At 66.4% G+C, this 14,399-nt stretch carries 15 protein-coding genes; 11 read left to right on the plus strand and 4 right to left on the minus strand.

Annotated features, from left to right (window positions below):
* Positions 1 to 67: 67 nt before the first annotated feature.
* Together AC5RWA_RS01365 and AC5RWA_RS01370 are read left to right on the plus strand one after the other, a co-directional pair.
* Positions 68 to 280 carry a helix-turn-helix domain-containing protein gene (locus AC5RWA_RS01365; protein ID WP_079597512.1) on the plus strand — a complete coding sequence of 71 codons (213 nt, stop codon included), beginning with the start codon at positions 68 to 70 and terminating at the stop codon, positions 278 to 280.
* Between the two features lie 194 nt (positions 281 to 474).
* Entirely contained in the window at positions 475 to 573 is a 99-nt protein-coding gene (locus AC5RWA_RS01370) for a 30S ribosomal protein bS22 (protein ID WP_003792170.1), read from the plus strand.
* 143 nt (positions 574 to 716) lie between these two features.
* Here AC5RWA_RS01370 and AC5RWA_RS01375 read toward each other — a convergent pair whose 3' ends face one another.
* On the minus strand, positions 717 to 1,535 hold the full coding sequence (locus tag AC5RWA_RS01375) for an HAD family hydrolase (protein WP_079597511.1): 819 nt from the start codon (positions 1,533 to 1,535) through the stop codon (positions 717 to 719).
* Positions 1,536 to 1,611: 76 nt separating this feature from the next.
* On the opposite strand from AC5RWA_RS01375, the gene AC5RWA_RS01380 reads away from it, so the two are divergent.
* On the plus strand, positions 1,612 to 1,866 hold the full coding sequence (locus AC5RWA_RS01380; RefSeq protein ID WP_494056248.1) for a glutaredoxin family protein: 255 nt from the start codon (positions 1,612 to 1,614) through the stop codon (positions 1,864 to 1,866).
* Positions 1,867 to 1,990: 124 nt separating this feature from the next.
* Positions 1,991 to 2,695 carry a redox-sensing transcriptional repressor Rex gene (locus AC5RWA_RS01385; RefSeq protein WP_079597509.1) on the plus strand — a complete coding sequence of 235 codons (705 nt, stop codon included), beginning with the start codon at positions 1,991 to 1,993 and terminating at the stop codon, positions 2,693 to 2,695.
* 48 nt (positions 2,696 to 2,743) lie between these two features.
* On the opposite strand, the gene AC5RWA_RS01390 is transcribed toward AC5RWA_RS01385, so the two are convergent.
* The 3 genes from AC5RWA_RS01390 to AC5RWA_RS01400 form a co-directional block, all read right to left on the minus strand.
* On the minus strand, positions 2,744 to 3,598 hold the full coding sequence (locus AC5RWA_RS01390) for a hypothetical protein (RefSeq protein WP_275730933.1): 855 nt from the start codon (positions 3,596 to 3,598) through the stop codon (positions 2,744 to 2,746).
* A gap of 109 nt (positions 3,599 to 3,707) precedes the next feature.
* On the minus strand, positions 3,708 to 4,172 hold the full coding sequence (locus AC5RWA_RS01395) for a hypothetical protein (protein ID WP_494056249.1): 465 nt from the start codon (positions 4,170 to 4,172) through the stop codon (positions 3,708 to 3,710).
* Positions 4,173 to 4,378: 206 nt separating this feature from the next.
* The gene (locus AC5RWA_RS01400; protein ID WP_079597506.1) at positions 4,379 to 4,927 is read right to left on the minus strand and encodes a YceI family protein; all 549 of its coding nucleotides are present in this window, start codon (positions 4,925 to 4,927) and stop codon (positions 4,379 to 4,381) included.
* 203 nt (positions 4,928 to 5,130) lie between these two features.
* Between AC5RWA_RS01400 and AC5RWA_RS01405 the strand changes: the two genes are divergently transcribed.
* The 7 genes from AC5RWA_RS01405 (at position 5,131) to AC5RWA_RS01435 (ending at position 14,325) form a co-directional block, all read left to right on the plus strand.
* Positions 5,131 to 5,811, plus strand: a complete 681-nt coding sequence (locus AC5RWA_RS01405; protein WP_494056250.1) for a histidine phosphatase family protein — start codon at positions 5,131 to 5,133, stop codon at positions 5,809 to 5,811.
* A 104-nt stretch (positions 5,812 to 5,915) separates the two neighbouring features.
* On the plus strand, positions 5,916 to 6,455 hold the full coding sequence (locus AC5RWA_RS01410; protein ID WP_079597606.1) for a TlpA family protein disulfide reductase: 540 nt from the start codon (positions 5,916 to 5,918) through the stop codon (positions 6,453 to 6,455).
* A gap of 15 nt (positions 6,456 to 6,470) precedes the next feature.
* Positions 6,471 to 7,226, plus strand: coding sequence for a cytochrome c biogenesis CcdA family protein (locus AC5RWA_RS01415; RefSeq protein WP_079597504.1), 756 nt, complete (start codon positions 6,471 to 6,473; stop codon positions 7,224 to 7,226).
* Complete coding sequence (gene resB, locus AC5RWA_RS01420; protein WP_494056251.1) at positions 7,226 to 8,947, plus strand: cytochrome c biogenesis protein ResB; 1,722 nt, start codon at positions 7,226 to 7,228, stop codon at positions 8,945 to 8,947. Before AC5RWA_RS01415 ends, resB begins: the two co-directional genes overlap by 1 nt.
* The gene (ccsB, locus tag AC5RWA_RS01425; protein WP_494056252.1) at positions 8,947 to 10,026 is read left to right on the plus strand and encodes a c-type cytochrome biogenesis protein CcsB; all 1,080 of its coding nucleotides are present in this window, start codon (positions 8,947 to 8,949) and stop codon (positions 10,024 to 10,026) included. The genes resB and ccsB overlap by 1 nt, the downstream gene beginning before the upstream one ends.
* 152 nt (positions 10,027 to 10,178) lie before the next feature.
* On the plus strand, positions 10,179 to 12,251 hold the full coding sequence (locus AC5RWA_RS01430) for an Hsp70 family protein (RefSeq protein WP_494056253.1): 2,073 nt from the start codon (positions 10,179 to 10,181) through the stop codon (positions 12,249 to 12,251).
* A gap of 16 nt (positions 12,252 to 12,267) precedes the next feature.
* The gene (locus AC5RWA_RS01435) at positions 12,268 to 14,325 is read left to right on the plus strand and encodes a LuxR C-terminal-related transcriptional regulator (RefSeq protein WP_494056254.1); all 2,058 of its coding nucleotides are present in this window, start codon (positions 12,268 to 12,270) and stop codon (positions 14,323 to 14,325) included.
* Positions 14,326 to 14,399: the final 74 nt, after the last annotated feature.

Consider the following 14,399-nt stretch of genomic DNA (forward strand, 5'->3'; position numbering starts at 1 on the left):
ATCGGAACACCGCATTGGCATGTACCTGGGGTCACTGTTGTCCATCCGTCAGCAAAGGAATAGGGAAATGTCGTCAGAACAGAACTTCTCCAACGCGAAGTTCCTGACCGTGGCTGAAGTAGCCCAGGTCATGCGCGTCTCCAAAATGACCGTGTACCGGCTGGTCCACTCCGGTGAAATGCCCGCTGTACGCTTCGGCCGCTCGTACCGGGTTCCGGAGAATGCCGTGGAGCAGTACCTCAAAGGTGCTGTTGTGGACGGCCACACCGAGACCGCGTGACGCACTCTTTCCGTCGCAATGCGCTGTATTTGAGCCGGTGGGAGCCCCGCTGTCAGTAGCCCCTCCCGATAAGCGGTACCCTGTTAAGGAACGTTTTACGTCATTGTAAGAATCTGTCAGTTGTTCAGTTCGTAGCTCTGTCCACGAACAATTTCCATCAGACAGGTACTGCATCTAGTTTGTAAGGAACTTTCGTGGGTTCAGTTATCAAGAAGCGTCGCAAGCGTATGGCCAAGAAGAAGCACCGCAAGCTGCTTCGCAAGACCCGTCACCAGCGCCGCAATAAGAAGTAGAGATACTTCGAACAGCGTAGAAATGCCCGTCGCCCTCCAGGCGGCGGGCATTTCATTTTTGCTGGTGCAGCTTCCTGGCCTTGTTCGCAGATCCTGACCGTCACGGTTCGGATTCGCGGACAAGCTTAGGATCTGATGGATTCCTACGCGCGCGGGCCGCGGATCCTTGCGAAGCCCTTCCAGAGGCCGTAAACGGCGCCGCCGGCCGTGGCCGCCTTCAGTCCGAAGGTTGCTGCGCGGCGGCCGGCGCGGAAATCGTACACGGGCCAGTTGTTGTCGCGGGCGTGCCGGCGGAGGCGGGCATCCGGGTTAATGGCCACCGGGTGGCCCACCAGGCTGAGCAGCGGGATGTCGTTGTATGAATCGCTGTAGGCCCAGCAGCGCTTGAGGTCCAGGTCCTCGGCGTCGGCAATGCCCTGGACTGCCACGGCCTTGGCGGAACCGTGCAGGATGTCGCCCACCAGCCGTCCGGTGTACATGCCTTCCGAAATTTCCCCCACAGTGCCGAGCGCGCCGGTCAGTCCGAGCCGGGTGGAAATCACCGTGGCCACCTCGATGGGGGTAGCCGTCACCAGCCAGACGCGCCTGCCCACCCGCAGGTGCTGTTCGGCGAGGGCCTTGGCGCCGGGCCAGATCCGGGAGGCGATCATCTCGTCATAGACTTCTTCGCCCAAAGCCTTGATGTCGTCAACGGTGATCCCCGCGGCGAGCGTCAGGGCAGAGTCCCGGACTGCATGGACGTCGTCGATGTTCTCGCCCCGCGCCATGAACTTGAACTGCTTCCACGCGAAGCCGGCGGCCTGGGCCATGGTGAAGGCGCCCCGCTGATACATTTTCCGTGCCACGTGGAAGAGGCTGGCACCGCGCATCAGGGTATTGTCCACATCGAAGAACGCCGCCTCGCCGGGCTGCGGCGCAGCAACCGGCTTGGTGACTACGGCGACGTACTTCTCCTGGGGCATGGACTTGAGTCTAGTCAATGCACTGGATGGAAACCGTCGGCGTGCCGGGCACCGCGGACGGGGCTACGGTTAAGCCATGGCAACACCGCGCGTCGTCCTCATCACCAAAGCTGACTGCCACCTCTGCGAGGAGGCCCGCCTCGCCGTCGGCCGGGTTACCGCTGCCTTGGGGCTGGAGTGGACCGAAGAACGGGTGGACCACCAGCCGGAGCTCCGTGAACGGTACGCCGAGGAAATCCCGGTGGTGCTGGTGGATGGCGTCCAGCGCGATTTCTGGAAAATCGACGAAACCCGGCTGGCACGCGTACTCCAGCGCGCCATGGCCCAATAAGCGCAGTGGTTCAGTAAGTATGGGCGCAAACAAGGGGAGCGGTTTCCGGTGATGACGCCTGCTTTGTTGGCACCGGCGATGGGGCTCTAGAGTGGAGTCACAACGCGACTCAAGGGAGGGGCTGGTGACTTCGCTGGACTCAACCCCCCAGGCGGTTCCGGATCTTCCGGGCGCCACGGGCACGCCAGCCAAACAGATCCCGCCCGCAGCGGTGGCCCGGCTGACGCTCTATCTCCGTGCCCTCAACACGCTGCTTGCAGACGGCGTGGAGCGTGTCTCCTCCGAGTCCCTCGCGGAAGCGTCCGGAGTGAGCTCGTCCACGCTGCGCAAGGATCTCTCCCACGTGGGCTCCTACGGAACGCGCGGCGTGGGATACGAGGTGCAGTACCTCAGCCGCCACATCGCCGCCGCCCTGGGCCTGACGCACGACTGGAAAGTCGCCATTGTGGGTGCCGGCAACCTGGGCAAGGCCTTGGCCCGGTACGGCGGCTTCGAGTCCCGGGGCTTCGACGTCGTGGCGATCTTTGACGCCGACCAGATGGTAGTGGGCAACGAGGTGGGCTGGCTGCGGGTGAGCGACGTCGCGGACCTGGAAACCGTGCTGCACCGCACCGGAGCCAACATGGTGGTGCTGGCACTGCCGGCGGCCGTGGCGCAGGACGTGTGCGACCGCGTGGTGGCGGCCGGTGTCCACAGCGTCCTGAGTTTCGCCCCCGTCATGCTCCAGGTCCCGGAGGGCGTCAACCTCCGCAAGGTGGACATGGCCACCGAACTGCAGATCCTGGCCTACCACGCACAGCGGGCGCAGGCCCCGGGTCAGACCGCCTAGATTTCAGCAGTTTCCGGGACCCACGCCCGCAGGTGTGGAAATGTGCGCCTACCGGCCGTAGGGGTTGCCCATGCCGCCGCCGTACGGGTTGGCGAAGGGCTGCTGCTTCCGGAAGTAGGGAGCCGCGGCGGGAAGATACAGCAGCACGATGGCGGCGATCCCCAGCAGGGTTCCGAGGGTTCCGATCGAGGGCGGTCCGAAGAGGCCGAAGATGGACAGGGCGGCGAACACCGTGCCCAGGATGCGGGCCCAGTTCTTGCCCTTGCGGATAAAGAAGGCCACCAGCAGGTACAGCCCGGCGCCCAGGATGGCGAACACCACCAGGGTGCCGGCAATGACGCCCTTGATGTCCTCGTAGGTGACACCGGTGGCGCCACCGGCCTCCATCTGGTCCTCAAACGTTTGGCGGAACAGCGGATCGTCCAGCTGGGTGAGGCCCGTCAACAGGGAAATCACGAAGATCGCTGCTGACGCGATCAGCAGCCAGAAGGAGATGTTCACCAGCTGAGGAACGCCGGCGCTCCCCGACGGCTGCGGCTGTTCCGAGGGGTACTGGGCATACGGCGACTGGCCGTAGGAGGACTGGCCGAACGGCTGCTGTCCGTAACCGGGAGCCTGCGGCGGGTTCTGGCCAAACTGCTGGCCGTACTGGGGTGCGTTCTGGCCGTACTGCGGAGCCGACGGCGGCTGGGAACCGTACTGCGGCGGGTTCTGTCCGTACTGGGGTGCGTTCTGGCCATACTGCGGAGCGTTTTGTCCGTACTGCGGCGCGTTCTCGCCGTAGCGGGGCTGCCCGCCGGACTGGTCACCGGGCTGGTTATTGCCGGGCTGGTTGGTGCCGCCCTGTGAGCCATTGGAATGCGGGTCATTGGGTACGGGAGGCGGGACGGGAGGAGTACTCATGAGCGGTCCTTCTGCATGTCGGTTTCCAGGGAGGCTGCCGGGAGCGGTCCTGTAGCCTGCCCCCAGCATGGCTTAAGTCCACCGTACCCCCGGGCCGCCGCGTTGTGGGTCATTCTGCGGAGGTATTCCGGGACGGGCCGGCGGCAAACCATGCCTGGGAATTGGGCAGCCACATCAGGACCGTTGCCGCGAGGCTGACCAGGAAGGCTGCCCAGTTTCCACCCTGGCCCATGCCGGTCAGCATGTTCATCACGGCCAGGCCCAACGTGACGGCGGCGAGGGCTGTCAGGGCCACCCGTGCCCACGTCCGTCCCGCCTTCATCTTTACCGCGAAAACCATCTGCGCAACGCCCACCGCGGAGGCCAGCAGCATCAGGGTGACCACGGCTGCGGCTGCCGCGGGTGCCGCAGCAAAGAGCACCAGGGATGCAAGCATCCCCAGCAGTCCGCCCAGGGCGCCCAGGATGCCGCCGGCGGACCAGATCCAGAACGAGACCTTGATTTCCGTGGGGCGGCCGGCCAGTGAAAACAGCGCGGCTAAACCGCCGGGCCGGGCGCTGGGGGAGTTGCTCATGGCGTTCACTGTAGTCCCGCCCGGGCGGCGCCACGGCGAGGCTCGGTCCGCGGGGACTGCCCCTGCGCAGCGGACTGCGGCTTCAGTGCGCAGGCCGGGACGACGGACGCCAGTAAAGACGGACGCCACTGAAGCCGGACCCCATTAAAGACGGAACCCCGGCACCGGCGTGAAAGCCGGTGCCGGGGTTCCGGCGGAAGTAATGACTACGCAGCGGGGGCGATGAAGGCCAGTTCCAGGTTGATGGCAACCTTGTCGCTGACCAGGACGCCGCCGGTCTCGAGGACTGCGTTCCAGGTGAGACCGAAGTCCTTGCGGCTGATGGTGGTTTCAGCGGAAACACCGGCCCGGGTGTTGCCGAACGGGTCAACGGCTACACCGTTGAACTCGGTTTCCAGGGTGACCGGGCGGGTGACGCCCTTGATGGTGAGGTCGCCGGTCAGTTCGTAGCTGTTGCCCTTGGCGACGAGGCCGTTGGAGACGAAGGAGATTTCGGGGAACTTCTCCACGTCGAAGAAGTCCTCGCCCTTGACGTGGCCATCGCGGTTGGCGTCGCCGGAGTCGAAGCTGGCGGTGTTGATGGTGGCGCTGATCCTGGCGTCGGCAACGTCACCGGGGAGGTCCAGGGTGGCGGCGGCTTCGGTGAACTGGCCGCGGACCTTGCTGATGCCCGCGTGGCGGACGGTGAAGCCGATCTCGCTGTGGGAGTTGTCGAGGGTCCAGGTGCCGGTGGTGACGTCTGCGGGAAGTGCCATGATGATGCTCCTTGTATGTGCGTGCCTGTTGATGGTCCTGCTGTTGAAGCTTCATATGTTGAAGTCTCAACTAACTACTGCATCTACTATAAACATGCATTTGCATCTTTTGTTCCCGATCCCGGAACATTTCTTCATAAACTTCAGTTCTACTGGGTGTAGAAGATTTCGGATCGCACGCCATCTTTGAGAAACTGGTAAACATGCCCCAAGCCACTGTCCATCTGCTCCGCCATGGCGAGGTACACAATCCCGACGGCGTCCTGTATGGCAGGCTGCCCGAATTCCACCTCTCCGAACTGGGGCGGGAGATGGCCCGTATGCTCGCGGAGCACTTCCGCCAGCGCGTTGCCAACGGTGCCAGGATCACGTACCTGGCAGCATCGCCGCTGGACCGTGCGCAGGAAACAGCCGCACCCACTGCCGAGGCCCTGCGCCTGGAAATCCACACCGATGCGCGGATCATCGAGGCTGAAAACTACTTCGAGGGCATGAAGGTCACCAAGGCGGAACTTCGCCGGCCCAAGCACTGGCCTATGCTGGTCAACCCCCTGCGGCCCTCCTGGGGCGAGCCCTACAAGAAGCAGGCGTCCCGGGTGATGGACGCGGTGCAGGAAGCGCGCGTCCGCGCCATCGACTTGGCGAACGGCGACTTCGGAACGGCCGGCCCGGAGGCGATCATGGTCAGCCACCAGCTTCCCATCTGGGCCACCCGCCTGAGCGCCGAAGGCAAGCCCCTGTGGCATGACCCGCGGAAGCGGGAATGCACCCTTACCTCCATCACGTCCCTGGTGTTCGACGACGACGGCACCCTCCTGCGCGTGCAGTACAGCGAGCCCGCGGCGTCCCTTCTTCCCGGTGCCGCCAGCACCCCTGGAGCCTAGTAGTGACCGACAGTAATTTCAGGAATACCCGTGCCGGCCAGGGGCCGGTCAGTTCCCGCCGCAGCCTCCTGGCTGCAGGTGGAGTGGCCCTGACCGCGCTCACCATGGGACTCTCGGGCTGCGCCCAGGAGGATGCCCTGGCGCAGCAGGCCAAAGCCGGGGACAACAAAAACTATGTGGCCGGCGACGGATCGGTCACCGAGTTCGCTGCGGCGGACCGCAAGTCCCCCGTCCAGGTCAGCGGCACCCTGTTCAACGGCACCACGGTGGCCCCTGCCGATTTCCAGGGCAAGGTAACCGTGCTGAACTTCTGGTTCGCTGCCTGCGCGCCCTGCCGTGTTGAGGCACCCATCCTCGAGGAGCTCCACCAGGAGTTCAAGGACCAGGGCGTGCAGTTCTTCGGCGTCAACCTCCGCGACGAGAAAGCCACCGCCGAGGCCTTCGACAAGACCTTCAACCTGACCTACCCCAGCTTTGATGACAAGGACGGCGGGGTCCTGCTGTCCGTGTCCGGGCTGGTTCCGCCGGGAGCCGTCCCCACCACCCTGGTCCTGGATAAGCAGGGACGCGTGGCTTCCCGCGTCCTCGGTGAGATCCAGAAGGGCACCCTGAAAGCCCTTATCGCTGCCGCCGTGGCAGAGTAGCGGCGGGCCCGGACCGTGAACAGCCCCTTCGCCGAAGCCATCCTGAACGGCTCGCTCCTGCTTGCCATCCCGGTGGCCCTGCTCGCCGGACTGGTCTCCTTCCTCTCGCCCTGCGTCCTGCCACTCGTTCCCGGCTACCTGGGATACGTGACCGGGCTGAGCGGCGTGGACCTGCAGAAGCAGAAACGCGGCCGCATGCTGGTGGGCATCGGACTGTTCGTCCTGGGCTTCTCCGTGATCTTCGTGCTGCTGGGCGGCGCCTTCGGGCAACTGGGCACCCTGATCACCGGCTCGCAGAACGCGTGGATCACCCAGCTCCTGGGCATCCTGGTGATCATCATGGGCGTGGTGTTCATGGGCGGCTTCAGCTGGCTCCAGCGCGACGCCAAGATCCATGCCAAACCGCCGGCGGGCCTGTGGGGTGCGCCGTTGCTGGGCCTGACCTTCGGGTTGGGCTGGGCTCCGTGCATCGGTCCCACCTACTCAGCTGTCCAGCTGCTAAGCCTCTCCGGCGGATCGTCGGCCGCCAAGGGCGCCTTCCTGGCGTTCGTCTACAGCCTGGGCCTGGGGATCCCGTTCCTCCTGATCGCCCTGGCACTGCGCCGGGGCATGGGCGTGATGGCGTTCTTCCGCAAGCACCGCCTCGCCATCCAGCGCACCGGCGGCGGCATCCTGGTGGTCCTCGGACTGCTGATGGCCAGCGGCGTCTGGGGAACCTGGGTGACAGGGCTTCAGTACTGGTTCCAAACCGACGTGAAGTTGCCAATCTGATGAGCGAGCGTGTGAACGTAAAGAAAAAGTCTTCCGCACCGGCCGGTGGAAACGGTCCCGGCGCAACAGTGGCCGAGGCAAAGGCGGACGCCGCGCTGCCGGTCCTGGGGCCGAAGGAAATGCTGCGCTGGGCGTGGACCCAGCTGACCAGCATGCGGACGGCCCTGTTCCTGCTGCTGCTCCTCGCGGTGGCTGCCGTCCCGGGGTCACTGTTCCCGCAGCGCCCGGCCAACCCGTCCGTGGTCACGCAGTACATCAAGGACAACCCGGACTACGGCAAGCTGCTGGACTCCCTGCAGCTGTACGACGTGTACTCCTCGGCCTGGTTCTCCGCGATCTACCTCCTGCTGTTCATCTCCCTGATCGGCTGCGTGGTGCCCCGCGCCATCGCCCACTACAAGGCGATGCGCTCCCAGCCGCCGCGGACTCCCAAGCGGCTCTCCCGCCTTCCCGAGTACGGCACGCTGGTGATTCCCGCCGACGCCGGCATTCCGGCGTCGGATGCCATCCACAGCGCCGCCGGGCTGCTGAAGAAGCGCGGCTACCGCGTTGAAGTACGGGACGACGACGGCGCGCGGCCGTCTTTGGGCGCCGAACGCGGCTTCCTGAAGGAGGTGGGCAACCTCGTCTTCCACACGTCGCTGATCGGCGTGCTGGTGTCGGTGGCCGTCGGCGGACTGTTCGGCTACAGCGGCCAGCGCATCCTGGTGGAGGGCGACACCTTCGTGAACACCCTGGTGGGCTACGACCAGTTCAACCCCGGCACCAATTTCCAGTCGGGCCAGCTGCAGCCGTACTCGGTCCAGCTGGACAAGTTCGACATCACCTTCGACCGTGAGTCCCAGGGCAAGTTCGGCCAGCCCATCGACTTCGCCGCTGCCGTGACCACCAAGGAAAACCCGGACGCGCCGGCCAAGCAGGAAACGCTGAAGGTCAACGATCCCATCACCCTGGGCGGCACCAGCATCTACCTCACCGGCAACGGCTACGCCCCCGTGGTGACCATCCGCGACGGCGACGGGAACGTGGCCATGCAGGGCCCGGTGGTGGCCAAGCTGCAGGGGGACAACTACTACTCCTCCGTGGTGATCAAGGTTCCCGATGCCAAGCCGGACCAGCTGGGCTTCGCCGGCTTCTTCCTGCCCACGGCCTTCGTGTCCAATGACGGCGTGTCCTTCAGCGGTGACCCCGAACTCTTCAACCCGCAGCTGACCCTCAACTCCTACTACGGGGACCTGGGCCTGAATGACGGCGCCCCGCAGAACGTGTTCGAACTGGATGTGCAGGACCTGACGCCGCTCAACGCCAGGAACCTCGACGCCGGCGGCATCACCCTCGCCCCCGGAACCTCCTACACCCTGCCGGACGGCAAGGGCACCATCAGCTTTGACGGCGTAAAGCGCTATATCGGCGTGGATATCCACCACAACCCGGGACAGCTCTACGCCCTGGTCTTCGCGCTCCTCGCCGTTGCCGGCCTCATCCTCTCCCTCTACGTCAACCGCCGCCGGGCCTGGGTACGCACCGGCACGCACGACGACGGCCGCACCATGGTGGAATACGGGCTCCTCGCCCGCGGTGAGGACCACCGCCTGGCCGCGGAGGCAGCCGCCCTGCGGAAGCTGCTCTCCGAAGAGTGGCAGCTGGCGGATGACCAGGCTGCAAAATCTTCCCCCACCCCAACCCCAGCAGGCCCGCAAGGGCCCGAAAAGGACCAGTAATGCCGTTTGGAATCAACGAAACCATGGGCCAGTACAGCGAGCTCTTTATGCTGCTGGCCGCAGGCACATATACCGTCGCCTTCATCGCGTTCGCCTGGGACCTTGCCAAGAGCAGCAAAGCGCTGCGGGCCATCGACCTCAAGGCCGCGCAGGCCGAAGAGGCCACCAAGGTTCCCGTAGCTGCGGGGACGGGGGCGCGCAGCGAGTCCCACCTGGCCGGGCCCGCGGACCGGGCCGAACGGCCGTCGTCGTCCACGGCGAAGTCCGCAGTGGCCGGGGGAGCTGCAACCGCCGACGCCGACATGAAGTACGCCCCGGAACGCCGCGCTCCCGCACGGGTGGCGGTGGCCCTGACAGTCCTGGGTGCGCTCATCCATGGTGCCGGCGTCGTGACCCGCGCCCTCGGCGCCGGACGCGTGCCCTGGGGCAACATGTACGAGTTCCTCACCACCGGCGCCTTCGTGGCCATTGCGGTATTCCTCCTGGTGCTGATCCGCCGCGATCTCCGCTTCCTGGGCACTTTCGTGGTGGGCCTGGCCATCATCATGCTGGTCGCCGCCTCCGTGGCGTACTGGACGCCGGTAGGACACTTGGTTCCCGCCCTGCAGAGCTACTGGCTGATCATCCACGTCTCCATCGCCGTGCTCTCATCGGCGCTGTTCACGCTGACCTTCGCCATGTCCGCCCTGCAGCTGGTGCAGTCCCACCGCCAGAAGACCGTGGCGGCCGGAGGCGCGGACAAGCTCGGCTTCATGCGCCTGGTGCCGTCCGCGCTCAGCCTGGAGAACCTCTCCTACCGCATCAACGCGATTGCCTTCATCGGCTGGACCTTTACGCTGATGTTCGGCGCCATTTGGGCTGAGAAGGCCTGGGGCCGGTTCTGGGGCTGGGACACCAAGGAAGTCTGGACGTTCGTCATCTGGGTGGTCTACGCAGGCTACCTGCACGCCCGGGCAACCCGCGGCTGGACGGGCACCCGTGCGGCCTGGCTTTCGATCGTCGGCTACCTGTGTGTCATCTTCAACTTCACCATCGTGAACCAGTTCTTCAACGGTCTGCACTCCTACTCAGGCCTCTGAGCAGGGCATTCACGTGAAAGCCCGGTGGGCCCGAGGTAAATAACAAATCGATGTAGCAATGGGGGTGTTCCCGGTCCCCGGGTGGTGCTACGTTGGTGACGTTCGCCCGTAATGAAGTTGCTGGCGAAACGCAAGTTTTTCCTGGGGTTTCCATGAGTTACGTTCTCGCCATCGATGTCGGGACAAGTTTTACGGCTGCTGCCGTTGTCCGCTTTAACCAAGGAGTTACACCAGTCCCGGAGAGCCTGCCGCTGGGCCTTCGCGGGTCAGCTGTGCCTTCCGTGGTGTACTACCCGGAGGAAGGCCCCATCCTGGTGGGGGAGGCCGCGGAACGCCGCGGGCTCGATTCCCCCGGGCGCGTCGTACGGGAGTTCAAACGCCGCGTTGGTGATGCCGTGCCCATCTCCGTTGGCACGCTGTCCCTTCCTCCCGAGGACGTCTTCGCCACCATGGCCCGCTGGGTGGTTGACCGGGCGGCCGAGCGCGAGGGTGCACCGCCGTCGGAAATCATCCTGACCCATCCCGCTGCATGGGGCAGCCACCGGACCTCCGTCATCAGCGACGCCCTGGCAGCGAAAGGCCTTGGGAACGTCACCCTGCTGACGGAGCCGGAAGCCGCCGCCCTGCATTACGCATCGCAGGTGCGGGTGGAGGACGGCAGCACCATCGCCGTCTACGACCTGGGCGGCGGAACCTTCGATACAGCTGTCCTGCGCAAAGCCGGCACCAACCACTTTGAACTCCTGGGGCGCCCGGAAGGGATTGAAAACCTGGGCGGCGCCGACTTCGACGCTGCCGTGTTCCGTTACGTCGCTGAAAACACCGGCGGCGCCCTGGCAGGCCTCGACACCGGCGAGCCGGGCGTGCTTGCGGCGCTGACCCGGCTGCGGCGGGAGTGCGTGGAGGCCAAGGAAGCTCTCTCCTCGGACAGCGAAGCCAGTATTTCCGTGCTCCTCCCCGGCATCCAGCAGCAGATCCGCCTGGTCCGTTCCGAATTCGAAGAGCTGATTGAAGAACCCATCCGGGACACTGTTGACGCCCTGGAACAATCCCTGGCACAGCTTGAGCTCGAGCCGGCGGACCTGACCGCCGTGCTGCTCATCGGCGGATCCTCGCGCATCCCCCTCGTGGCGCAGCTGATCTCGGAGCAGCTGGACCGGCCCATCGCCGTGGACGCCGATCCCAAGTCATCCATCTGCCTGGGCGCGGCCGTGTCCGCGGTGCTGGCACAGCCGGAAGCTGCTCCGGCAGCAGCTGCTGCCGGTGGGGCCGCCGCGGAAGCCGACGGAACCGCCGTCGCGCCTTCCTCCGGTGAAGACGCTTCGGAAGACGGGCACGCGCCCGTACGGCTGGCCAGCTGGTCCCGTAAGACGCCCGCCGCCCCGGCCGCGGGCCACGGCCCGGGACACGGGCACCATGGCGGAGCACATGCTCCGAAGCCCACCGTGCGGCTCACGGCCATCGCAGCAGCCGCTGCCCTCTTTACCGTCCTTACCGCCACCGCAGCCCAGAGCCCGGAAGGCTTCACCAACCTCACGTCCATGTTCGTCCCGGAAGCTGGTGCCGCCCCGGAAGCCGGAGCAGGAGGTTCCGGCGGCGGCGGGAATGGTGCCGGGGGACCCGCTGCCGGTGCTCCGGGGGATGGCTCAGCACCGCTGGCAGGCATCGAGGCCGGCGTGAACAAGGCTGCTCCCGCCCAGAAGGCCGGCCTCGACGTGGCGGCCTCGCCCACCAGCCGGCCCTCGTCGAGCACACCTGCGGACAAGGCCGTTGCCGGCGGAGGATCCACGGGCAGTGCAGCAGCGGATCCTGGTGCCGCGGGCACGGCACCAGGGACCGGAAGTACGACGCCGGGCGGCACCACCGAGCCCAACGGCACCCCCACGCTGGGTACTGGAACCACTGATCCTGCTGTTCCCGGTACCAGCGCGCCGGTTCCGGATCCCACCGTGGATCCAAGCCCTGTAGACCCCGCTCCCGTTGACCCGGCTCCGGTTGACCCCACCCCGGTGGATCCTGCGCCGGTCGATCCCACTCCGGTGGATCCGACACCCGTCGACCCCACTCCGATCGATCCGTTGCCGTCTGACCCCGCGCCGAGTGTTCCGGTTCCCGTGGAGCCGGCGCCATCAGAAACGGTTGCTCCACCACCGCCCGCCGAACCGACTCCGACGGTAACTGCTGTGGAGCCAGCTCCGACTACCGCGATTGAACCGGCGGCTTAGCATGGCGGGTCATCAGATGCGCGCGCAAGAGCCGGCCTTCCTTCATGCGGAACTGAACCATCCGGGGCAGTCACCCCACGCTGCAGAGCTCATGGCCCGGCAGCTCAAGGGCGAGAACGCTGCAGTCCGCGAGCTGCTGCTGGCGTTGTCTGTGGGCTTTGCCCTGCCGGGACCGCTGCCCGCGGACCTGCAGCGAAAGATTGACGGCGGCGAGGTGGAAAGCCTTGCTGCGCTGGTTGAACGGGCAGAAAAGGCAGGCCTGCTGACACCCGACGGGACCGTGGTGGGACCGGCCCAGCACGCCCTGCTCACCGTGGCACCCACCACGAAAGTCCATGCGCTCCAGCGAGAACTTGTCACGGTGTACGTTACGGACGGCCAGCCGCTGGGCGACTTCGCCCGCGAACTGGCCCGCGGGGGGCTGGCGGACCAGCGCGTGGCGGCGGAACTGGAGCATGCGGGGGACAAGGCCCTGGAGCACGATCCCGGCCTGGCCTGCCAGCTCTACGACGAAGCCCTGCTGGCAGGCGCCGACGAAATAGCCACGGCCGCGCGGCGCGCCCAGGCTGCCGCCGGGGACGGGGACCTGGACGCAGCCACCCGGATCATCGACACCCTCCTGGTGCAGGAGGATCCGCCGGACGTACGCCGGGGCGTGAACGTAGCCGCCGCCGTCTGGGCGCAGCGCGGCATGCTGGCCCGCGGTGCGGACGCCTTCAGCTGGCTGGGTGCCGCCCGGCTGGGACCCTCGGCGCCGCTGGCCGCCGTAGCCATGGTGGGCTGCGGCAACCGGCCGGGAGCCGATGCGGTGTTCAAGGCTGACGCACCCCCGGCATCGCCCACCCTCCTGGCCGCCGCAATGACCGAAACCGGTAAGGGAATCCTGGAGTCACTGGCCGGCGATCCGCACCAGGCGCTGCCGGTCCTGATCCACGCGTCAGACATGCTGAACGCGGCAGGGGCAGCCCTTCCGCTTCCCGATACCCCGGCAGCCCTGGCCGCCCTCGCGGCGCTGAACAGCGGAGAGCCGCATCTCGCCGAGACGGTCTGCCGGGCAGCCACTGCCGCCGGCCAGGGCGGAAATGCTGCGAAGCCGCGGCTCTACCTGCTCCAGGCATGGTCCGCGATGCAGCAGGACAAGCTCGAGGACGCCCGGCTGTCCATCAACGAGGCTTCCAAGGCCAATCATTGGCCCCTGGTTCCGCGGGACGAGTTTTTGCGGGCGGCGCTGGAAGTGGGCCTCGCCCGGCGGAACGGCGAAATTCCCGAACTTGTCATGGCGTGGGAACGCGCCCGCGAAGCGATGCTGCACACGTCCGTGGACCTCTACAGCCTGTTGCCGTGGGGTGAGCTGATGATCACGGCAGCCCGGCTGCGGGAAACCCGGCGGGTGGCGCATTACCTGGACGAGGCAAAGCAGCTCCTGGAGCGCCTCGGCAACCCGCCGCTGTGGGCGGTGCCTTTCCACTGGGCAGCTGCCCAGGCCGCCCTGCTCAGTGAAAGCCCCGCTGACCTGGCACCTCATGCCGCAGCGTTGGCCCGGGCCGCGCACCACAGCCACCTGGCAGCCGTGCTGGCTACCGCGGGCAAGGCATGGGTTTCGGTGCTGGCCGGCAGGTTCCAGCCCGCCGACGTCGAGGCCGCCGCGCGTGGCTTGGGCAGGGTGGGGATGCCGTGGGAAGGCGCCAGGCTTGCCGGACACGCCGCAGCCCGGGCGGAAGAGCGCAAGGACATGGTGCGCCTGCTGTCCTGCGCCCGGGACCTCCATCCGCAGGGAACGTCCACGGGCAACGGAACCTCGGGTTCCGGCGAGACGCGCAATGCTCCCACCGCAGAAACCGGCAACGGCATGCAGCCGGACGGATCAGGGCTCAGCGAACGGGAAAAAGAGGTTGCCCGGCTGGTGCTTGAGGGCAAGACATACCGGGAGATCGGCGAGGCCATCTACATCTCCCCGAGGACTGCCGAACACCACATAGCCCGGATGCGCCGCCGCCTGGGTGCGGAAAACCGCTCGGACCTGCTGGCCCGGCTGCGCCTTGCCCTGAGCTCCGAGAATCCCCCTCAGGAGTAAGCCCCTAATGCCCCTAACCGGGGGCCCGGCGGTTCCCCACGCGGGGGACTGCCGGTAGGGGGAACCGGCCCGAT

The sequence above is a fragment of the Arthrobacter sp. 210 2 genome (genome assembly GCF_059093025.1).